The organism is Occultella glacieicola, from assembly GCF_004353825.1.
GTDB lineage: Bacteria > Actinomycetota > Actinomycetes > Actinomycetales > Beutenbergiaceae > Occultella > Occultella glacieicola.
Window position 1 is genome coordinate 239,484 of record NZ_SMNA01000007.1, and the last position, 19,191, is coordinate 258,674.

Genomic DNA, 19,191 nt, shown 5'->3' on the forward strand with positions numbered 1-19,191 from the left:
CGGGTCGAGACGGTGCGGGTCGAGACGGTGCGGGTCGTCCGGGGCGGGTCGAAAGGGCACGGGGCGTCCGGGACGGGTCGCACGGCACGGGTCAGAAACGCGGCTCGAACCCGCACGGGTCGAGCGGTGGCCAGGAATGGACCACGCGTGCCTATCCGCAGGGTGTCCGGGCCGACACCGGCCATATCCACAGGGTGTTCGCACCGTGCGGGACGGTGGGTCACGCTGGCGGGCATGCCAGCGGAGATCCCGAGCCCACCGGAACTACCGGTCGTGCTCCTGACCAGTGAGCTCACCGCCGGGAGTCTCGCTCACGCGAGGGCGCACCAGGACCTGCGGCGGGTGCGACGCGGCGCGGACGTCGAGCTCACCCCGTCCGACCCGGCGTGGCGGCGGCGCGAGACCGTGATGCTCGCCCGGTGCGTGGCGATCGCACGCACGGCCAGGATGCGGTCCGCGTTCAGCCACGTCAGTGCCGCGCTGATCCACGGCTGCCCGATCTGGACGCCGGGCTCGCTGACCCACGTGACGCAGGCCGTGAAGCCCAGTTCCGGGCGGCCGGCGGACATGGTCAGGCACCGGTCGCGGATCCCCGATGGCGAGGTGACCTCGGTCCGGGGCCTGAACGTGACCACGCTCGAACGCACCATCCTGGACTGCGTACGGACGGTGCATCCCCGCGATGGGCTGGTGATCGCCGATGCCGGGATGCGCATGCTGATCCGGCCCGACCGCCGATACCGCGAGCGCTACCTGCCCCGGATCGAGGAACTGCGCGAGCGACTCCTGACCCGACTGGAGGGCCCCGACCTGGCCAGGGGACGCCGCCGGGCCCGTGCGGTCCTACGTGCCGCGGATCCGTACGCGGAGTCCGCAGCCGAATCGGTGCTGCGATGGATCGCCATCTCCCGGGGCCTTCCGTACCCGACCACGCAGTACCTGGTCGAGACCCGCAAGGGCCGGTTCTTCTGCGACATGACCTGGGTGACGCGTCGCGTCTACCAGGACGGCTCGGCCGCGCCGTCGCTGGTGCTGCATGCCGAGTTCGACGGGGAGGGCAAGTACGGGGACGACGTCCGGGCGGCCCGGGTGGTGCGCGAGGAGAAGGTGCGCGAGGACGCCATCCGTGAGGTGAGCGGCCCGATGGTGCGGTTCATGCGGCCAGACCTCGGGAACCCGGACGACGTGTTCGCCCGTATCACCGCCGCCTTCTCCCGCAGGTACGTCCTGACGCTGCGCTCACGGCCCGACCTGCGCGGCTGATCGCCGCGACGCGACCGAGCGGGACCTTGTCAGTCGCGACGCCCTCGAGTCAGTCGTTGCCAACCGGCTGACTCGAGGGCGTGGCGACTGACTCGACGGGGATGCGGGTCGCATCCGCCGGTCAGGAGGTCAGGGACGCCAGCACCGTGCGGGCCTGGTGGCCCAGCGCGGCCGCGGCCGCCGGGCTCAGGGTGTCCGGGCGTTTGTGCTGGGCGAGCCGGTCGAGGAACCGCTCGAGCGCGCGGTTCGCCGAGTCCACCCGGCCGGACCCCAGGTGCAGCGCGGCCTGCTCCACCGCGACCTCGAGCTGCCGCGCGAGCGGGCCGCCCAGGTCGCCGGAGGCCACGAACGCGTCCACGCTCGCGGCGAGGGCCGCCACCGACCCGGGGGCCCAGTAGTGCGGGAGCGGCACCTGGGTGAAGTCGGTGTCCGAGCCGAGGTAGAAGCTCGGGTAGGCGGGCTGGTTGTACGTGGTCTGCTGCCGCGCGACCTCCGCCCGGTACTGCACGTCGTGCATGAGCGTGTACAACTTGCGGTCGGTGACCTCGGTGCTGAGGTAGATCCGGATCGCGCTCGAGTCCGCCGTCCGCACGAGCAGTTCCTCACGCCAGTCGCCGAACACGTCCGCCACGAGCGAGGGGTTGCCCTTCGTGTAGTTGTTCGTCCGGGTCCCGGTGGCGGTCAGCACGGTGCCTCGCTGGGCGTCGTCGATCGTCGGGGTGACGTCGAGCGAGCCGTTCACGAGCTGGGTGGTCAGGTCCGGCGACCACCGGATCGACATGTTCGTGCCGTAGCCGGAGGGCGCCAGCAGGTCGCCGTCGGCCGTGCGCAGGTCGACGGACCATGTCTCCAGGCCGGGGCTGCCCGGATCGACGTCCCCGACCATGCCGCGGCCGGTGTCGCGTCCGGAGTAGGCGCCGTAGAGCACCTCGCCGGTCCGTGCGTCGCGCAGCGCGTAGCCGTACGGGGCCCAGACCCCGCCCTCGTGGACCGTGTAGATCTCCAGGCCCGGGCGCTGCGGGTCGATGTCCGCGACGTGCATGGCATCGCCGTGGCCGAGCCGCGCGTACGCACCCGGGTCGGCGCTCTGCGGCGGCATCTCGGCGAACGAGCTGTACAGGAGGCTGCCGTCGTCGTCGATCGTGGCCGAGCCGTAGACGATCTCGTGGCGCCCGTCGCCGTCGACGTCCGCGGCGGACAGCGAGTGGAAGCCCTGGGTCGTGATGGTGCCGAACTCGGGGTCGGTGCCGTCCACCCCGTGCGGTCCGTCGTTGAACGGGTTGGACATGGGGGTCCAACCGCTGTCCACGACCCAGTGCCGGCTCAGATGCTCGCCGTCCCAGTCGTAACTGACGATTGTCGACCGCGTGTAGTAGCCACGCGCGAACACCGCCGAGGGGTGTGTCCCGTCGAGGTAGGCCACGCCGGCGAGGAAGCGGTCCACCCGGTTGCCGGGCTCGATCCGGGACATGGCGTAGTCGCCCCACATCAGCCCGTCGTCGTGGCGGCCGGGCTCGTACGGGACGGTCTCGAGCTCGGCGCCGGTGGCACCGTCGAAGACGGACAGGTACTCGGGCCCGTCGAGGATGAACCCCTCGAAGTCGCGGAGCACGTTGCGAGCGCTCCGGCTCGGCGCGTACACGTCCATGAAGTGGTCGGTGAGGGCCTCGGCGTCCGCCCGTGACAGCGGGTAGTCGTAGCTGGGCTCGAGGCCGAAGGCCTCCTCCAGCGTGGCCGGCCAGTGGCCGGCGACCACCTCCGGGTGCTCGCTCCAGCCGAGGAACATCTCGATCACGTGCTCGTAGTAGTCCTCGGCGGAGAGCCGGTAGTCGTCGGTGTTGGCATAGCCGGCGGCGAGGTCCTCGGCCGGCATGGTGATGGCGGACGGCGTCCCGGCGACCCCGTCCGTGTACGGCACCGTCGTGGTGCCCGGGGCGGTCTTCAGCATGATCTCGGCGCGCCCGTCGCCGTCGAAGTCGTAGACCAGGAACTGCGTGTAGTGCGCCCCGGCCCGGATGTTCGGACCGAGGTCGAGGCGGTAGAGGAGCGTGCCGTCCAGCTCGTAGGCATCCAGGTACACGGTGCCGGTGTACCCGACCTGGGAGACGTCCTTGGAGTTCGACGGGTCCCACTTGACGATGTACTCGTACTGCCCGTCGCCGTCGACGTCCCCGACGCTCAGGTCGTTCGCCGAGTACGTGTAGGCCTCACCGGCCGGGGTGACGCCGTCGGCGGGGCGTTGCAACGGGAGGTCGAGGTAGTTCTGCGACCACGGTGAGGCAGGCGCCGAGGCATCCACCTCGACGCCCTCGACGACGGCGGAGACCGTGTAGGTCGCGGTACCGTCCGCACCAGCGTCGAGGTAGTTCGTGCTGTCCGTGACGCTCGCCAGGAGCCGACCGTCCCGGTAGACGTTGAAGTCGGCGCCGGTCATCGACGTCGCGGAGGCCCCGGTCACCTCGTTGCCGAGCAGGCGCCAACTCAGGAACACACCCTCTGCGGTGCTCGCCGCCACGAGGCCGCGGTCGAGGAGTTCCAGCTGGGGTGCGGCCGGTCCGACCGCATCGTTGGCGGGGTGGCCGGGTGCCGGGCCGGCGACGGCGGCCGTACCGGTGAGCGCGAGGGCGGCGCCGGTGGCGGCGGCCACCCAGCGAACGCGACGGGTGGGTGCGTGCAGATTCATCGTCGAATCCCCAGTGCTCGATGGAAAAGCTCGTTGGAACGTTTCACGGACACCGTATGTGAGCGTTCACGAAGTCGTCAAGGGGCCTGGCCGCCCGAACCTCCGGACGGGCGCGGGGGAGCCGGGTAGATTGCGTCGGGTGAGGGCCGCGGTGAGCACGCGCTACGGGCCGCCGGACGTGGTCGCCGTGCGGGACGACGTCCCGACCCCGGTGCCCGGCCCCGGAGAACTACTCGTGCGGGTCGAGGTCACCACGGTGAACCGCACCGACTGCGCCTACCGCAGGGCTACGCCGTTCTTCGTCCGGTCCTTCACCGGCCTGCGACGACCGCGGCGCACGGTCCTCGGCACCGAGTTCGCCGGGGAGGTCGTCGGGACCGGCGCCCAGGTGGACCGGTTCGCCGTAGGGGAGATGGTGTTCGGCTACGTCGAGGGTCGCTTCGGGGCGCACGCCGAGTACCTCGTGGTCGCGCAGGACGGCATGGTCGCGAAGGTCCCGGACGGCATCGGGCTGCGCGAGGCCGCGGCCGCGACCGAGGGTTGCCACTACGCGCTGTCGGCGATCCGGCGCGCCGGCGTCCGCCCCGGTCATCGGGTGCTCGTCAACGGGGGTACCGGTGGGATCGGCTCGGCGGCGGTGCAGGCGCTCGCGGAGCTGGGGGCGTCCGTCACGGCGGTGTGCCGCGGAGCGCACCTGGACCTGGTACGGGGTCTCGGTGCCGAGCACGTCATCGACTTCGAGACCGAGGACTTCACCCGCTCCGCGACGACGTACGACGTGATCATCGATGCCGTGGGCAAGAGCACGTTCGGCCGCTGCCGCAGGATCCTCACGCCGGACGGCATCTACATCTCGTCCGAGCTCGGGCCGTTTGCGCAGAACCTCCCGCTCGCCCTGATCGGGTCGCTCCGCCGGGGCCGCCAACGGGTGGTGTTCCCGTTCCCCGACGAGGGGCAGGCGGTGGTCGAAGGGATCCGCGACCGGCTGGCCGCCGGGACCTTCCGCCCGGTGATCGACCGCTCCTACCCGCTGGCGGACATCGTGGCGGCCTACCGCTATGTCGAGACCGGCCAGAAGATCGGCAACGTGCTCATCGACGTCCGGACCGCAGGTTCCGGCGCGTGAGCGGGAGCGCCGCGGGCGTTCTCACGCGCCGAGCGATTCCCGCAGCTGACCGAGTGTGAACTCCCACCCCTGGCGGTAGGAGTCGGCGGGTGCGTCGTCGGCCCACGGCCCACTGTGCCGGACCCGCACGAGCGAGCCGGCGCCGTCGGGCATGATCCGGACGTCGACCGCCTCGTCGGGGACCGAGTTTTCGCCGTCCTCCCACTCCCACGTGAACGCGAGATGGCCGGGTGCCTCCAGCGCGAGGTATGTCCCGTGCAGGGTGATGCCCGCGCCCGGCGCCTCGATCCGGTAGCCGCCGCCGATCCGGGCATCCACCTCGACGCTCACGTCGTCCCAGTGCCGCCACCACCAGGACCGCAGGCCGTCGGCCGTGGCGAATGCCGCCCAGACGCGTTCCGGCGGCGCGTCGAGGCGCTGGGTGAGCTCGAGCGGGGCGCGCGCGATCGTGCGCCACTGCCCGACGGCAGCCGCCTCCACTGCCTCGTCGTCGCCGGCGGTCGTGGCGGGTCCGCCGAGGGCGCGGGCGAGCGCGTGCAGACACTGCTCCCAGCCGCCGCCATAGCCGGCGGCGTGGTCCGGTTCCGCGAGGCGGTGGTCGAGCGTGAGCTCCGTCGTCTGCTCGTCGAGCGCGGCGATCCGCACCGAGATGGTGCTTTCGGCCTCGCCCTGCCACGCCCAGGTGACGGAGAAGCCTTCGGACGAGCAGGAGCGGACCCGGCCGGAGGCGGTGTCGTCCGGGTCCTCGCTGAGGGTCGCGGTGAACGCCTCGCCCGGTGCGCCCGGTCCGCCCTCGACCTGCCCCAACCAGCGGGCCAGGCGCTCCGGGTTCGTGCAGGCGTCCCGGACCTGCCCCGGGCTCGCGCGGTAGGTTCGCCGGAACGTCAGGGCGGGCCGGTCGGCGGCGCCGGTGAGCGCGCGCCGGATCGTGTCATCCATCGTGGTCCTCTCGGGGGTCGGGGCGCTCGGTGCGGGCGCCGCGGGCGAGTTCGGTCTCGAGCGCGTCCAGGCGTTGTGGCCAGAGCCTCGCGTAGCGGTCGATCCAGTCGGTGACCTCGTCGAGCGCGCCGGGAACGAGCCGGTAGATGCGCCGGGATCCCTGCGGGGACGCCTCGATCACCGCGGCGTCCCGGAGTGCCCGGAGCTGGTTGGAGACGGCCGGCTGGCCCACGCCGAACTCGGCCCGGATGACCTCGCCGACGGCGCCGGCGGGGCGCTCGCCGTCGGCCAGCACCTCGACGATCCGCCGACGCACGGGATCGGCGAGGAGTGCAAAGGAGTTCATGTAGTAGTGATATCACGGGTACGTGAAATAAGCCAGGGTCGAGCCGGGCCGATGTTGCCGCCGTCACCTGTGTCGCCTGCGGCGATCACATCCGGGCCTTTGCCGAGCACCGTCGGAAAGCGCTTGCCAAACTGGCCCTGATCGGTGATCATGAGGTGTCCCGCCCGCGCAGGCGGGCAGCGATGCCCGAGCGTGGCCGCTCGCTCGGCGTCAGCAAGCCCGCCTCGCACACGTCCCACACCACGAAGGAGCCAAGCGTGCCCAAGGTCGCACTCGTCACCGGCGGGAACCGGGGCATCGGCCTCGGCATCACGAAGGAACTTCTCGGCGAGGGATACGCCGTCGCGATCCTGGCCACCCGCGAGGAGCCGGCCGAACTCATGGCCGAGCTGAACGGGATCGGTGAGGCGATCTACGTGCGCGGCAGCGTCGCGGAGCTCGCCGACCACCGCCGCTTCGCGGACGCCGCACTGGAACGTTGGGGCCGGATCGACCTGCTCGTGAACAACGCCGGCGTGGCTCCCGCCGAGCGCAACGACCTCCTCGTGGCCACCCCGGAGAGCTTCGACAGGGTCCTCGAGATCAACCTGCGCGGCCCGTACTTCCTCACCCAGCTCGTGGCCAACGAGATGATCGAGCGCAGGGCGGTGCACTCGGCGAACCCCGACGACGTCGTCGGCACGATCATCAACGTCTCCTCGATCTCGGCGCAGGCGGTCTCGGTGAACCGCGGCGAGTACTGCATCTCCAAGGCCGGCGTCGGCATGGCCACTCAGCTCTGGGCCGCGCGCCTGGCCCCGGAGGGCATCGTGGTCTACGAGGTCAGGCCGGGCGTGATCGCGACCGACATGACGGCCGGCGTCAAGGAGAAGTACGACGCCCAGTTCGCGGGTGGACTTGCGCCCATGCCACGGTGGGGCACCCCGCGGGACGTGGCGGGCGCCGTCGTCCAGCTCTCTGCGGGACGGATGCCGTACTCGACCGGTGACGTGATCAACGTCGGCGGCGGCATGCAGATCCCCCGCCTGTAGAGCACGCGAACGAGAAGGAAGCAGAATGACGAACACCGCAGTCCCCGGGGCCGAGACCCTGACCATCGCCGGCGTCGAGGTGCCCGTGGTCACCGCGAACACCGTGGTGGTCGGCACCGGTTCGGCCGGCTTCTGCGCCGCGGACCGGCTCTGGGAGTTCGGCACCGACGACGTGGTCATGGTGACCGACAAGGTCGGCGCCGGGGCGAGCCGTAACGCCGGCTCGGACAAGCAGACCTACTACAAGCTCACCCTCTCCGGCGACGACGGCGACTCCGTCCACGAGATGGCGAAGACGCTGTTCTCCGGTGGTGCGATGGACGGCGACAACGCCCTCGCCGAGGCCGCGCTGTCGGCCCGCGGTTTCCTGCGCCTGTGCGACCTCGGGGTGCCGTTCCCGCAGAACAGGTACGGGGAGTTCATCGGCTACAAGACCGACCACGATCCGCGCCGCCGGGCCACCTCCGTGGGGCCGTACACCTCGCGTTCGATGGTCGAGCAGCTCGAGAAGAAGGTGGCCCGCAACGGGACCCGCATCTACGACGAGTGCCGGGTCATCGACCTGATCGTGATCGATGGTGCGATCGCCGGCCTGCTCGTGCTGCGCCAGGACGTGCCCGCAGACTCGCCGGAGTCGCAGTACCTGCTGCTGCGCACCACGAACATCGTCTACGCCACCGGGGGCCCGGCCGGCATCTATGCCACCCGGGTGTTCCCGAACGGGCAGTGGGGCGCGTCCGGCGCCGCCTACCGCGGAGGCGTGCACGGCAAGAACCTGACCGAGTGGCAGTTCGGGCTGGCCTCGACGAAACCACGCTGGAACGTCTCCGGCACCTACATGCAGGTGATCCCGCGGTTCGTCTCCACCGACGCCGAGGGCAACGACGAGCGCGAGTTCCTCACCGAGGCCATTCCCGACTACGGCCGCCTGATGACCCTGGTGTTCCTCAAGGGCTACCAGTGGCCGTTCGACATCCGCAAGGCCCGCGACGGGTCGTCACTGATCGACCTGCTCGTCTACCGCGAGACCGTGCTGCGCGGGCGCCGGGTGTTCCTGGACTTCCGGTCGAACCCGGTCCGTCCCGACTTCGACCCGAGCGCGCTCGAGCCGGAGGCCCACGAGTACCTCGAGAAGGCCGGCGTGCTGTTCGGCACCCCGATCGAACGGCTGCGCCGGATGAACGAGCCGGCGTACCAGTTCTACCTGGACCGCAACCCGTACGTGGACCTCGAGACGGAGATGCTCGAGGTCGACGTGTGCGCCCAGCACAACAACGGCGGCCTGGTCGTGGACGCCTGGTGGCAGTCCAACGTGGCCGGCTTCTTCCCCGTCGGTGAGGCCGGCGGCGCACACGGCGTCTACCGCCCGGGCGGGGCCGCCCTGAACAGCGGGCAGGTGGGTGCCACCCGCGCCGCCCAGTTCATCGCGGCCCGGCGTACCGCTGCGCCGGTCGGGGTCGCGGAGTTCACCGCCGCCGCCGAGCCGGTGCTCGCCGACGCCCTCGCGCTGATCGCGGGAGCCAGCGAGCGTGCCGCGTCCGGCACCCCGGACAACACCGGCGACCTGCTACGCGAGGTCGCCGAGCTCATGAGTGCCAAGGCCGGCCCGGTCCGCTCGGCCGCCTCCATCGACGAGGCGCTGGTCCAGGTGCACGCCTGGCTGAGCTCCTACGACGAGCTGATCAGCGCGGACGCCACCTCCCGACGGTCCGTGAACCGCACGTTCCTGGTCCGGGACATCCTCACGACGGCGTACGTGTACCTGTCCGCGATGGCCGACTACGTCGCGCACGGCGGCCGTTCGCGCGGCTCGGTCCTGTACACCGACCCCGACGGCGGTCTACCGCTGGTCGGTCACGGCGAGTCGGCCGATCAGGAACTGGACCTTCCGGAGATCTTCAGGTTCACCCTCGACGGCGGAGCCCTGGACCCCGAGATCCAGGAGTCGGCGTGGGCTCGCCCGGGCGAGGGCGACGACGGTGCAGGGCTGGCCGGGTGGGTCGGTCCGGTCCCGCGGGAGGCCGCCGACCCGGCCGGCCGGCCGCTGTTCCGGTGGCGGCCGGTGCGACCGATCCCGTCCGGTGACGACTTCTTCGAGAACGTCTGGCGCCAGTTCCGCGAGGACGGCAACATCCACTGACGCACTAGACCGAGGGGTGCGGTCAGCCGACGTCCCACGCGGAGAGCGTCGGACCGCCCGACTGGCTCAGGGTGTAGTAGCGATCGCCGTCCAAGGCGAGCGGGATCGTGTTGCCGTTGGTCCGGAGTTCCCAGGCCAGGTCCCCGGTGCGGACGTCGATACCGACGAGCGACTCGCCGGTCCCGGCGAACCCGGCCAGGACCTGTCCGTCGGCGAAGGTGGGGACGAACCCGGCCTCCGGGCTCAGCGACCACAGCTCGGCACCGGTGTGCTCTTCCACCCCCACAATGCCGGGGCCATTGGTGGCGACGACGATGCCGTCGACGCGGGCCATGACCCACTCGTCGGGTCGGCTCCAGAGTTGTGCACCGGACGCGGCGTCGGTAGCGACCAACTCCGTCGGCCCGAACGCCCCCGTTGGTCGGGTCGTCTCGAGCGAGCGGATCGCCACTGCGGAGCGCGGGTCGTCATCGATCTGGAGGTACTCCTGACCCGGGGCGAGCGGGATCGGGTCCCGGTCGGGGGAGTACACGAGCACCCCATCAGGGTCCCGCGCCACCAGCCAGCGTGCGCCGAGCCAGCCCGGCTCCGCCCGCGAGAGGTCCTCGACGAGCGCCCCCGTCGTCGAGTCGAGGACATGACCCTGCCCCTGCACCATCGCCGAGCCGGACGGACCGTCGGTCTCGCGGGCCACCGACACGAACACCTCGGACCCGAAGACGGCGATCGCCGGTTGCCACTCGCCGATGCCCGGTTCCAGGCCGACGGTCCAGGTGGGCTGTGTGGCCCAGCCCGGGACGTCCGCCGGTGGGTCGGCCCTGCCGGCCGGAGCGACGCCCGAACCCTGCCTCCCGGCCAGCGCGGTGGCCGCGCCGGCGTACCGGGACACCAGGTACTCATCGGGCGTCAGGGAGATCGTCACGATCGCGTCGCCGTCCGTGATCGCCGACGCGACCCCGGGCAGGCCGGCGACGCCGACCGCGCCGGTCCGTGGGTCGATCAGCAGGATCTCGGTGCTCTGCCCGACACCGGAGACGCACAGCAGGCGGGCGCCGTCGTCGGTGCACCGGGGACCGTTCGCGCTGACCGTCCAGCGGTCCGCCCCGGTCTCCCGATCGATACCGAGGATCTGCTGGTCGGCCACCACCGCCACCCGTTCGGGCAGGAGCCGGAACTCGGAGCCTGCGGCGCTCATCGGCACGTCCCGGACCCAGGCCAGCCGTGGCGCCTCGGAGAGATTGGCGACGAGTCCCCAACCCGGGGGGACCGGTACCGGCGGTGCGATCAGCACGCCGACGATCACGAGCGCGAGGGCGCCGGCCAGCCAGGGCGTGATCAGGGGCAGACTGCCACGGCGCCGACTCGCACCAGACCTGCCGGGCTCACGCTCGGCCGGCCCCGACGCGCCGTCGGGCTCCTCGTCCTCGAACGTCAGCGTGAACTCCTCGCTCGCCGACCCTCGCCTCATCGGTGATCAGCCCGCGGGCTGCAGGCGCGCGCCGCTCCGCAGGAACGACCAGGCACCGCTGCGGGTGTCGATGGACACCGTGCTCCCGTCCTGCGATCTCACACAGGTGACCACCCCGTCGCCCGGATCCGTGCAGGCCACGGCGCCCGACCAGCCGAGGTCGTCGAGGGCACCCACAAGCGGGCCGTACCGCACGGTCTGTAGCGGATCGTCCGCCAGCACCGAGATCTGCAGCGACGGCACGGGCTCGGCGAACGCCATGGCGGCGGCCCGGGGCAAGAGCGTCGGGGCGGTGAGCATGCCCACCACGATCAAGGCCAGCCCCGCGGCGACCCAGCCGCCCGGGTGCCCGGCCCGGCCGGGACCGCGGCCGGACGGGCCGGCCGGCGTGCCGTCGTCGGCCCCACCGACGGTGAACTCGTCGGCGACGGGCGTCCTCGGCATGGCGTCATTGTGCCGCATCGGCTCACTCGAAGCGCCACAGGGTGAGCGAGGTGTTGGTCAGCAGAGCCAACCGGTCGCCGACCGGTTCGACGTCGAGCGGGTAGTCGCCGACGGTGGGCACCTGCCAGCGCAGCGACCCGGTGGCGGTGTCGAGGCCCGCGAGCGAGGTGTCCCCGCGGGCATCGACGGTGCCGATCAGCACCGTGTCGTCGGCACCGACGCAGGCACACCAGGCCAGTTCCGTGCCGTCGCCGGCCGGTGCGCTCCAGAGCCGTGCGCCGGTCTGCTCGACGAGCCCGAACAGTCCGGTCTCGGAGTAGACGAGCACCCGCCCGTCGAGCCGCGCGAACGGGTACGGATACGGCGGTTCCGACACCGACCAGAGGGGCTCACCGGTGGCCCGGGTCATGGCGTCGAGCTCACCGTCGCTCACCTCGAACACCACGTCGGAGCCCGGGTCGTCGTCCACGGGCAGGGTCACGCCGTTCGAGGGGAGGTGGACGTCGTCGACGTCCCGGTCTCCGGTCGTCGAGACCTGCCGGCCGCCGGCGTCACCGGCCGCCAGGGCGACGATCACCCCGGGCAACTCGTAAACGAAGCCACGGTCGAGCCGCACCTCGCCGGTCTCGGCATCGAGCACGAACCCGGCGAACACCGAGACGAAGACCTCCCCGTCGATCACCCGGAGCACCGGCGCGTAGGGCTCGCCCCGAAGCCCGGGGCCGATCAGGGTGCTCCACCGGGGCGGGGCGAGGGGGTCCGAGCCCTGCAGCCGGACCAGCCGTTGACCGTCGGCGTCCTGCCGCAGCGCGATGATGTCCCCGCCGGTCTGGGTGACCAGGAGGGCACCCGGCATCGGGGTCCGGGAGACCGCGCCGTCGGTCGCGTCGATCCGCAGGATCGCCGCGTCGGGTCCCCGGCCGGCCCGGCACAGCAGTGGTTCGAACTGCCACGAGCAGGTCATCCCGGGCTCGGTGACCTTCCAGAGCTCCTCGCCCTCGATCGCGTCGTACCCGGTGACCGTCGACCAGGTGCCCAGCACCACCCGGTCGTCGAAGACCGCCACCTGTGGCGTGTCGAGCCAGGAGGTGAGGTTCGGCATCGGCACGCTCCAGACCTCCTCGGGGGTCCGGGTCAGGTCCGCCTCGGCGACCACGCCCCACGCGGGCTGTGGTGGCGGGACGCTGAGCACCCCGGTCACGATGAGGGTGAGGGCCGCCGCGATCCAGGCAGGGGCCGAGGCGATCGTGACCTGGGCGGAGCCGGTCGGGGGGACCGAGGTGTCCCCGTCGGAGTCCGCGGGCGAATCACCCTCGATCGGAGCGTTCACGGCCTCGAGGGTGAACTCGTCGTAGTCGCCTGTGGCGCCCATACTCGATTGTCGTCCCGCGTGGCGCCGCCCGCTCGGTGGTTGACGCCACGGGGTGGTCCGGAGGTGCTGGCGGCGGAGGTCCGGGCACCGCCTGCCGTGTCGGCCTCGGCATGCGACACTGGAGGGGTGTCCGGCGCGATCAAGCGGTCACGCCAGGACGCCTGGAGGCGTCATCATGCACGATGAGCCCGAGGCGGCAGTATGAGCAGTATCGCGATCGAGCGTCCGGTGACCGGCACGGTCCGGGACCGGCATGTGAGCGACTTCAAGGAACTCACCAAGCGGGTGCAGGAGGCCGGTCTCCTCAAGCGCAGTTACACCTACTACTGGTCGAAGATCATCGGCCTCACGTTCGGTGGGCTCGCCCTCGCGACGGCGTTCGTGCTGATCGGCAACAGTTGGTGGCAGATGGCGCTCGCCGTCGGCCTCGCCCTGTTGATGACCCAGGTCGCGTTCCTCGGGCACGACGCCGCGCACCGGCAGATCTTCGTCTCCGGCAAGTGGAACGAGTGGATCTCCCTGATCCTGATCAACCTCTTCGTCGGCATGGGGCACGGCTGGTGGCAGCGCAAGCACACCAAGCACCATCAGGTCCCGAACAAGGTGGGCGCCGACCCGGACATCGGGGGCCGGGTGCTCGCATTCACCCCGGAGGGTTACGCGTCCCGCAAGAACCCGCTGACCCGGTGGCTCGCCACCCAGCAGGGCCGGTTCTTCTTCCCGCTGCTGCTGCTCGAGGGTGTGAACCTTCACGTGCAGGGCATCAAGGGCGTCCTCTCCAGGGGCAAGGTCAAGCGTCGCTGGGTCGAGTTGAGCTTCATCGCGTTCCGCCTCGGCAGTTACTTCGCACTCGTCTTCATCATCCTGCCGCCCGGCAAGGCCGCCGCGTTCATCGGCATCCAGCTCGCCGTGTTCGGCCTGTACATGGGCTCCTCGTTCGCGCCGAACCACATCGGGATGCCGCTCGTGCCGCCCACGGCCAAGATCGACTTCCTGCGCCGCCAGGTCCTGATGAGCCGCAACATCACCGGTGGCCGTGCGGTCGACACCTTCATGGGCGGTCTGAACTTCCAGGTCGAGCACCACCTGTTCCCCTCGATGTCCCGCCCGAACCTGCGCAAGGTCGCGCCGATCGTGAGGGCACACTGCGAAGCCCTCGGAGTGAAGTACACCGAGACCACGCTGATGCAGTCCTACCGGGTCGTGATCGCCTACCTGAACAGGGTCGGTCGCGGTGGCCTGGACGTGTGGGCGTGCCCGCTGGCGGCCCAGTACCGGGTGTAGCAGGCATCGGAGCCGGTGCCTGCCCCGGCCTCGGCACCACCGATGCCCGACGGCGGGGGCCGGCCCGGTCCGGCCGGCGTCAGTTCGGCGGTGGCGTGGTCGGCGCGCGGTAGTCGGCCGGCAGGTCCGGCACCACGGCGCCGGCGGTGTCGTACCCCACGACCGCGGTGAGGTGACCCGTCGCGGACGCTGCGCCGTCGGCGTCCACGCGGATCAGCAGTTCGTGCACGCGGACCGGCTCGAAGACGTGCACCCTACGGATCCCGACCGTGCCCGCGGCGGCCAGCACCACGCCGTCGGGCGTGCGTACCTCGTGCCCACGCACGTGCTGACCGCCGCTGAGGTCCTCGCGCAGCAGCAGGTGGTCGAGGCGCACCGGGCGCTCGAAGCGGGCTCGCACCGTGTCCCCGGACCCGGTCAGCGTGGCGGGGACCGGATCGTCGAACCGGCGGTCCCACTCGGCCCGCCAGGCGCACACCCGAGCCACGTCCTCGTCGGGGATGCGGCCACGCGCATCCGGCGGCAGGTTCAGCAGCAGGCCGGCGCCGAGGCCGATCGAGCGGTAGGCGATGGCGAGCAGGTGGTCCACCGACTTGGGCGACTCGGTGTCATGGTGGAACCAGCCGGGCCGGATCGAGACGTCGCACTCCGGTGGCAGGTACGCCGGTTCGGTGAGGGTGTCGGTGCCCTCGGTGTAGTTGTCCGCGTGGGTGCTCTCGACCACATAGGTCACCGGATCGGTGGCCAGCCCGTCCTCATTGCCCACCCAGCGGATCGTCGGCCGGCCCATGTTGAACACCATGGCGCCCGGCTGCAGTTCGTCGATCAGGTCGCCGATCCGTGGCCAGTCGTAGGAGCGCCCCGCGGAGCCGGCCCCGTCGAACCAGAGCTCGAACAGGTCGCCGTAGTTCGAGCAGAGCTCACGGAGCTGGGCGAGGTAGAAGTCGTCGTACGCCGCGGGGTCGTCGTAGCAGGCAGCGTTGCGGTCCCAGGGGGACAGGTACAGCCCGAGGGCGAGCCCGCGACGGCGGCAGGCGGCGGCAACCTCGGCCACCAGGTCACCGTTCCCGTCCCGCCAGGGTGAGGAGGCCACCGAGTAGGTGGTGGTGGCGGTCGGCCACAGGCAGAAACCGTCGTGGTGCTTGGCCGTCAGGACCGCGTAGCGCGCGCCGGCCTCGACCGCCGTGCGCACCCACTGGTCGACGTCCAGGTCGGCCGGGTCGAACGTGGCCGCCTCGAGGGTGCCGTCGCTCCACTCGCGGTCGTTGAAGGTGTTGATCCCGAAGTGCCAGAACACCCCGAGCCCGGCCTCCTGCCAGCGCAGTTGCGCCGGAGTGGGAACGGGCGTCGGGGTGTCGGAGCGGGTCATGGCGCCATCCTTGCGGATCCGCGGGCTCGTGCGGACCGCTGCTGGGGTGGCCGGGCTACAGGTACGGCCGCACCAGCGTGTCGTACCGGGCCGCCATCGTGGCGATCGTCTCGTCGCCGGGGGCGTCCCAGATCTCCTGGTTGAAGATCTCGACCTCCACGTCGCCGGCGTAGCCGGTCTCGGCGACCCAGGACGTGATGGTCGGGAAGTCGATGTACCCGTCGCCCATGAATCCGCGGGAGAGCAGGATGTCCTGGGCCAGCGGGAGCTGCCAGTCGCACACCTGGTAGGACGCGATCCGGCCGGAGGTGCCGGCCCTGACGATCTGCTCGCGCAGCTCGGGGTCCCACCACACGTGGTAGGTGTCGATGACCACCCCGACCGTCTCGGCGGGGAACTGCTCGGCCAGGTCCAGGCACTGCTTCAACGTGGACAGCACGGCCCGGTCCGCCGCGAAGATCGGGTTCAGCGGCTCCAGGACGATCCGGACGTCGTGCTCGGCCGCGAACGGGGCCAGGTCGGCGACCCGGTCGGCCACCCGCTGCCGCGCCGCGACCAGGTCGCGGTCGCCGTCGGGCAGTGCCGGGCCCCCGGGCGCGCTCGCCGCCCCAAGACCGCCGACCACCATGACCAGCTCGCGGGTGCCCAACGTCGCGGCCTCGACGATCGCGGCCTTGTTGTCGTCCAGGGCGGCCGCCTTACCCGCCTCGTCCGCGGCGGTCAGGAACCCGCCACGGCACAGCGAGGAGACCCGCAGCCCGGCGTCGGCGACGATCCTCGCGGCGCTGGCCAGGCCGGCCTCGGCCACCCGGTCCCGCCAGAGCCCGACGGCCGGCAGCCCGGCCCGCACGGCGCCGTCGACGGCCTCGGCGAGGGTCCAGGCCTTCGTGGTGGCCGTGTTCAGGGAGAGCCGGCTCAGGTCCGCCATCAGAGCTCGATCGGGGAGAGCTCGATGCGGCGCCCCTGCGCGGAGGACGCCAGGCCGGCCTCGGCCAGCTGCACGCCTCGGGCGGCCGAGAGGAGGTCGTATCGGTGCTCACGACCGGCGACGGCGTCGCGCAGGAACTCCTCCCACTGCAGCTTGAAACCGTTGTCCAGGTCGTCGTTCGCGGGGACCTCGAGCCACTGGTCGCGGAACGGCTCGGTGACGGGCAGGTCCGGGTTCCAGACCGGCTTCGGGGTGTGCGCACGCTGCTGGGCGACGCACTTGCGCAGCCCCGCGACAGCGGATCCGTGGGTGCCGTCCACCTGGAACTCGACGAGCTCGTCGCGGTAGACGCGCACGGCCCAGGAGGAGTTGATCTGGGCGATGATCTCCTCACCGTTCGGGCCGGCGATCTCGAAGATGCCGTACGCGGCGTCGTCGGCGGTGGCGTCGTACGCCTCGCCGCGCTCGTCCCAGCGGGTCGGGATGTGGGTCGCGGTCTTGGCGACCACCGACTTCACGGAGCCGAGGATGCCCTCGAGGACGTAGTTCCAGTGGCAGAACATGTCCGTGGTCATGCCGCCGCCGTCCTGGCTGCGGTAGTTCCAGGAGGGGCGCTGGGCGGCCTGGTGGTCACCCTCGAAGACCCAGTAGCCGAACTCCCCGCGCAGGGACAGGATGCGGCCGAAGAAGCCCTCGTCCACGAGCCGGCGCAGCTTCACCAGGCCCGGGAGGTACAGCTTGTCGTGGACGACGCCGGCGGTGACGCCGGTCTCGTTGCGGAGCCGGGCCAGCTGGATGGCCTCCTCGAGGGTCTCGGCGGTCGGCTTCTCGGTGAAGATGTGCTTGCCGTTGCGCATCGCCTGGGTCAGCGCGGCGTAGCGCCGGGAGGTGACCTGGGAGTCGAAGTAGACGTCGATGTCGTCGGCGTCGATGACCGCATCCTGGTCGGTGGTCCACTCGGCGATGTCGTGCTTCTCGGCGATCTCCCGGACCGCGTCCGCACGGCGTCCGACGAGGATCGGCTCGACCTGGACCTTCGTGCCGTCCTCGAGGACCACGCCGCCGGCCTCCCGGATCGGCAGGATCGAGCGGAGCAGGTGCTGGCGGTAGCCCATGCGGCCGGTGATGCCGTTCATGGCGATGCGGAGGGTGCGGGTCGTCATCGGGTCGTCGTCTCCTGGGATTCGGTGGGGGAGCGGGCACTCCCGTCCTTGGAATGCGCTTTCCGTAGCGTACGTCCGGGGTTCGGCAACGTCAAGATCCGCATGCGACCACCCGCGAGGTGCCCACGGCTCGAGTCTCGACCGGCGGTCCCGACGACGCTTCCCGTTGTGGGCATGGCGGGATCACGTCATGCTTGGCTCGCTCTGCAGGACCAGCGGTGAACCCGGAGGACGATTCGATGTCGGACATGTTCAACGACTTCAAGGACAAGGCGAGCGACGCACTGGAGAGTGCGAAGAGCAAGGTCGGCCCCGCCGTCGAGGGACTCACCGACAAGGCGGCCGACGTGTTCGGCGACGTCAAGGAGAAGGCCGGCGATGTCCTCGAGGACGTGAAGGGCAAGGCCGAGGACGTGATCGAGGACGTCAAGGACCGCTTCGACGGGGACGGCGACACCGACTCGCCGGAGCCGCCCGGGACTCCGGGCCTGCCCCGGACGTGACTCCCGACACCGACCGGCCGGCGCCGCCCGCCTGAACCGCGGACCCGGACGGGACCGCGGGTCAGGCCCGTGGTGGCGTGGAGTCGCGCAGCACGACGGTGCTCGCGACCCGCTCCAGCCGGGGCTCGGCGGCAGGCTCGCCGAGCGTCAGCTCGGTCGCTGTGGCGCCGACCTGCAGGAGTGGCACCCGGACCGTCGTCAGCGACGGGGTCACGTCCCGCAGGGTGACGATGTCGTCGAACCCGGCGATCCCGATCCCGGTGCCGACGGTCACGCCCGCGTCCCGGGCCGCGGCCATCGCGCCGACCGCCATCACGTCGTTGACGGCGAGGACCACGTCGACGGCGGCGCCCGAGTCGAGGAGTTCGCGCATGCCTTCGTAGCCGCCGTCCCGGGTGAAGGCCGAGCGCATGATGTGCTCGGGGGCCAGCGCGGCTCCGCGGCTCGCCAGCCCGGCGGCGAATCCCTCCATGCGGTCCCGGGCGGTGAGGTGCCCGGCCGGGCCGGCCAGTGCGGCGAACCGGCGGTAGCCGGCCGCGTGCAGCGCGACGGCCAGGTCGGCGGCGCCGGCGGTGTTCTCGATCGCGACCGTGTCCACGTCGAACAGGGGCTGCCCGATCATCGCGACCGCACCGCCACCGGCCCGGTAGGCCGAGAGGGCCGCGCGAAGACGGTCGTTGACGGTCTCGTCCTCGATCCGGCTCCCGGCCATCACGATGGCACGGGCCCGCTGGCTCTGGAGCACCTCGATGAAGGCGATCTCGCGTTCCGGGTCGTGACCGGTGCTGGCCAGCGTGACCATGAGCCCGGCCCGTTCGGCGGCCGTGGTCACCCCGGCGGCGATCGAGGAGAAGTAGGGATCGGCGATGTCATGGACGATCAGACCGAGCGTGGTGGTGCGGCCACGAGCCATCGCCTGGGCGTTCGCGTCCGGCGAGTAGTGCAGCGCCGCGGCGGCCGCGAGCACCCGGTCCCGCAGTTCGGGGCGGACCGTCCGGTTGGCGCTGCCGTTGATGGCGCGGGAGGCGGTCGCGAGGGAGACGCCCGCCTCGCGGGCCACGTCACTGAGGGTCACCGAGGCCATGTCTTGATGGTAAGCGCTTTCACCACCTCGTGGGGGAGGTGCCCCGGC

General features: G+C 71.5%; 17 protein-coding genes. 6 read left to right on the forward strand and 11 right to left on the reverse strand.

Annotation, left to right across the window (positions count from 1 at the left end):
- Nucleotides 1-234: 234 nt before the first annotated feature.
- Entirely contained in the window at nt 235-1,263 is a 1,029-nt protein-coding gene (locus tag EXU48_RS16085; RefSeq protein WP_133108686.1) for a hypothetical protein, read from the forward strand.
- Between the two features lie 121 nt (nt 1,264-1,384).
- Here the strand turns inward: EXU48_RS16085 and EXU48_RS16090 are convergent, their stop codons facing one another.
- Entirely contained in the window at nt 1,385-3,946 is a 2,562-nt protein-coding gene (locus EXU48_RS16090; protein WP_133108687.1) for a rhamnogalacturonan lyase, read from the reverse strand.
- A gap of 139 nt (nt 3,947-4,085) precedes the next feature.
- Between EXU48_RS16090 and EXU48_RS16095 the strand changes: the two genes are divergently transcribed.
- Nucleotides 4,086-5,072, forward strand: a complete 987-nt coding sequence (locus EXU48_RS16095; protein ID WP_207947775.1) for an NAD(P)-dependent alcohol dehydrogenase — start codon at nt 4,086-4,088, stop codon at nt 5,070-5,072.
- Nucleotides 5,073-5,093: 21 nt separating this feature from the next.
- On the opposite strand, the gene EXU48_RS16100 is transcribed toward EXU48_RS16095, so the two are convergent.
- Genes EXU48_RS16100 through EXU48_RS24560 form a run of 3 tightly spaced genes read right to left on the reverse strand, consistent with a single transcriptional unit; the run spans nt 5,094 to nt 6,509 of the window.
- Nucleotides 5,094-6,011: an SRPBCC family protein gene (locus tag EXU48_RS16100; protein WP_133108688.1), complete on the reverse strand. Its 918-nt coding sequence runs from the start codon at nt 6,009-6,011 to the stop codon at nt 5,094-5,096.
- Nucleotides 6,004-6,357 (reverse strand): ArsR/SmtB family transcription factor, encoded by a 354-nt coding sequence (locus tag EXU48_RS16105; protein WP_133108689.1) that lies wholly within the window; start codon nt 6,355-6,357, stop codon nt 6,004-6,006. The genes EXU48_RS16100 and EXU48_RS16105 overlap by 8 nt, the downstream gene beginning before the upstream one ends.
- Nucleotides 6,354-6,509, reverse strand: a complete 156-nt coding sequence (locus tag EXU48_RS24560; protein ID WP_165962855.1) for a hypothetical protein — start codon at nt 6,507-6,509, stop codon at nt 6,354-6,356. Before EXU48_RS24560 ends, EXU48_RS16105 begins: the two co-directional genes overlap by 4 nt.
- A gap of 105 nt (nt 6,510-6,614) precedes the next feature.
- On the opposite strand from EXU48_RS24560, the gene EXU48_RS16110 reads away from it, so the two are divergent.
- Together EXU48_RS16110 and EXU48_RS16115 are read left to right on the forward strand one after the other, a co-directional pair.
- A complete protein-coding gene (locus tag EXU48_RS16110) occupies nt 6,615-7,388 on the forward strand; it encodes a 3-ketoacyl-ACP reductase (RefSeq protein ID WP_133108690.1) in 774 nt (257 codons plus the stop codon).
- Nucleotides 7,389-7,413: 25 nt separating this feature from the next.
- Nucleotides 7,414-9,528: an FAD-dependent oxidoreductase gene (locus tag EXU48_RS16115; protein ID WP_133108691.1), complete on the forward strand. Its 2,115-nt coding sequence runs from the start codon at nt 7,414-7,416 to the stop codon at nt 9,526-9,528.
- Between the two features lie 22 nt (nt 9,529-9,550).
- Here EXU48_RS16115 and EXU48_RS16120 read toward each other — a convergent pair whose 3' ends face one another.
- From EXU48_RS16120 to EXU48_RS16130, 3 genes are read right to left on the reverse strand one after another with little or no spacing between them, the layout of a single operon-like run.
- A complete protein-coding gene (locus EXU48_RS16120) occupies nt 9,551-10,996 on the reverse strand; it encodes an outer membrane protein assembly factor BamB family protein (RefSeq protein WP_133108692.1) in 1,446 nt (481 codons plus the stop codon).
- 6 nt (nt 10,997-11,002) lie between these two features.
- Nucleotides 11,003-11,440, reverse strand: coding sequence for a hypothetical protein (locus EXU48_RS16125; protein ID WP_133108693.1), 438 nt, complete (start codon nt 11,438-11,440; stop codon nt 11,003-11,005).
- 22 nt (nt 11,441-11,462) lie between these two features.
- Nucleotides 11,463-12,812, reverse strand: coding sequence for an outer membrane protein assembly factor BamB family protein (locus EXU48_RS16130; RefSeq protein ID WP_133108694.1), 1,350 nt, complete (start codon nt 12,810-12,812; stop codon nt 11,463-11,465).
- Between the two features lie 201 nt (nt 12,813-13,013).
- Between EXU48_RS16130 and EXU48_RS16135 the strand changes: the two genes are divergently transcribed.
- Nucleotides 13,014-14,096 carry a fatty acid desaturase family protein gene (locus tag EXU48_RS16135; RefSeq protein ID WP_133108695.1) on the forward strand — a complete coding sequence of 361 codons (1,083 nt, stop codon included), beginning with the start codon at nt 13,014-13,016 and terminating at the stop codon, nt 14,094-14,096.
- A gap of 79 nt (nt 14,097-14,175) precedes the next feature.
- Here EXU48_RS16135 and EXU48_RS16140 read toward each other — a convergent pair whose 3' ends face one another.
- From EXU48_RS16140 to EXU48_RS16150, 3 genes are read right to left on the reverse strand one after another with little or no spacing between them, the layout of a single operon-like run.
- On the reverse strand, nt 14,176-15,465 hold the full coding sequence (locus tag EXU48_RS16140) for an alpha-L-fucosidase (protein WP_133108696.1): 1,290 nt from the start codon (nt 15,463-15,465) through the stop codon (nt 14,176-14,178).
- Nucleotides 15,466-15,520: 55 nt separating this feature from the next.
- The gene (locus EXU48_RS16145) at nt 15,521-16,393 is read right to left on the reverse strand and encodes a sugar phosphate isomerase/epimerase family protein (protein ID WP_133108697.1); all 873 of its coding nucleotides are present in this window, start codon (nt 16,391-16,393) and stop codon (nt 15,521-15,523) included.
- On the reverse strand, nt 16,393-17,556 hold the full coding sequence (locus EXU48_RS16150; protein ID WP_133108698.1) for a Gfo/Idh/MocA family protein: 1,164 nt from the start codon (nt 17,554-17,556) through the stop codon (nt 16,393-16,395). Before EXU48_RS16150 ends, EXU48_RS16145 begins: the two co-directional genes overlap by 1 nt.
- A gap of 239 nt (nt 17,557-17,795) precedes the next feature.
- Here EXU48_RS16150 and EXU48_RS16155 point away from each other — a divergent pair, with 239 nt between their 5' ends.
- On the forward strand, nt 17,796-18,059 hold the full coding sequence (locus EXU48_RS16155) for a hypothetical protein (RefSeq protein WP_133108699.1): 264 nt from the start codon (nt 17,796-17,798) through the stop codon (nt 18,057-18,059).
- Between the two features lie 61 nt (nt 18,060-18,120).
- Here EXU48_RS16155 and EXU48_RS16160 read toward each other — a convergent pair whose 3' ends face one another.
- Nucleotides 18,121-19,143: a LacI family DNA-binding transcriptional regulator gene (locus tag EXU48_RS16160; RefSeq protein WP_133108700.1), complete on the reverse strand. Its 1,023-nt coding sequence runs from the start codon at nt 19,141-19,143 to the stop codon at nt 18,121-18,123.
- Between the last annotated feature and the right edge of the window lie 48 nt (nt 19,144-19,191).

Coding starts and splice junctions, on each gene's coding strand:
- EXU48_RS16155 (WP_133108699.1), top strand. CDS start 17,796: ATGTCGGACATGTTCAACGACTTCAAGGACAAGGCGAGCGACGCACTG.
- EXU48_RS16115 (WP_133108691.1), top strand. CDS start 7,414: ATGACGAACACCGCAGTCCCCGGGGCCGAGACCCTGACCATCGCCGGC.
- EXU48_RS16105 (WP_133108689.1), bottom strand. CDS start 6,357: ATGAACTCCTTTGCACTCCTCGCCGATCCCGTGCGTCGGCGGATCGTC.
- EXU48_RS16130 (WP_133108694.1), bottom strand. CDS start 12,812: ATGGGCGCCACAGGCGACTACGACGAGTTCACCCTCGAGGCCGTGAAC.
- EXU48_RS24560 (WP_165962855.1), bottom strand. CDS start 6,509: ATGATCACCGATCAGGGCCAGTTTGGCAAGCGCTTTCCGACGGTGCTC.
- EXU48_RS16160 (WP_133108700.1), bottom strand. CDS start 19,143: ATGGCCTCGGTGACCCTCAGTGACGTGGCCCGCGAGGCGGGCGTCTCC.
- EXU48_RS16145 (WP_133108697.1), bottom strand. CDS start 16,393: ATGGCGGACCTGAGCCGGCTCTCCCTGAACACGGCCACCACGAAGGCC.
- EXU48_RS16140 (WP_133108696.1), bottom strand. CDS start 15,465: ATGACCCGCTCCGACACCCCGACGCCCGTTCCCACTCCGGCGCAACTG.
- EXU48_RS16100 (WP_133108688.1), bottom strand. CDS start 6,011: ATGGATGACACGATCCGGCGCGCGCTCACCGGCGCCGCCGACCGGCCC.
- EXU48_RS16120 (WP_133108692.1), bottom strand. CDS start 10,996: ATGAGGCGAGGGTCGGCGAGCGAGGAGTTCACGCTGACGTTCGAGGAC.
- EXU48_RS16135 (WP_133108695.1), top strand. CDS start 13,014: ATGAGCAGTATCGCGATCGAGCGTCCGGTGACCGGCACGGTCCGGGAC.
- EXU48_RS16090 (WP_133108687.1), bottom strand. CDS start 3,946: ATGAATCTGCACGCACCCACCCGTCGCGTTCGCTGGGTGGCCGCCGCC.
- EXU48_RS16150 (WP_133108698.1), bottom strand. CDS start 17,556: ATGACGACCCGCACCCTCCGCATCGCCATGAACGGCATCACCGGCCGC.
- EXU48_RS16125 (WP_133108693.1), bottom strand. CDS start 11,440: ATGCCGAGGACGCCCGTCGCCGACGAGTTCACCGTCGGTGGGGCCGAC.
- EXU48_RS16085 (WP_133108686.1), top strand. CDS start 235: ATGCCAGCGGAGATCCCGAGCCCACCGGAACTACCGGTCGTGCTCCTG.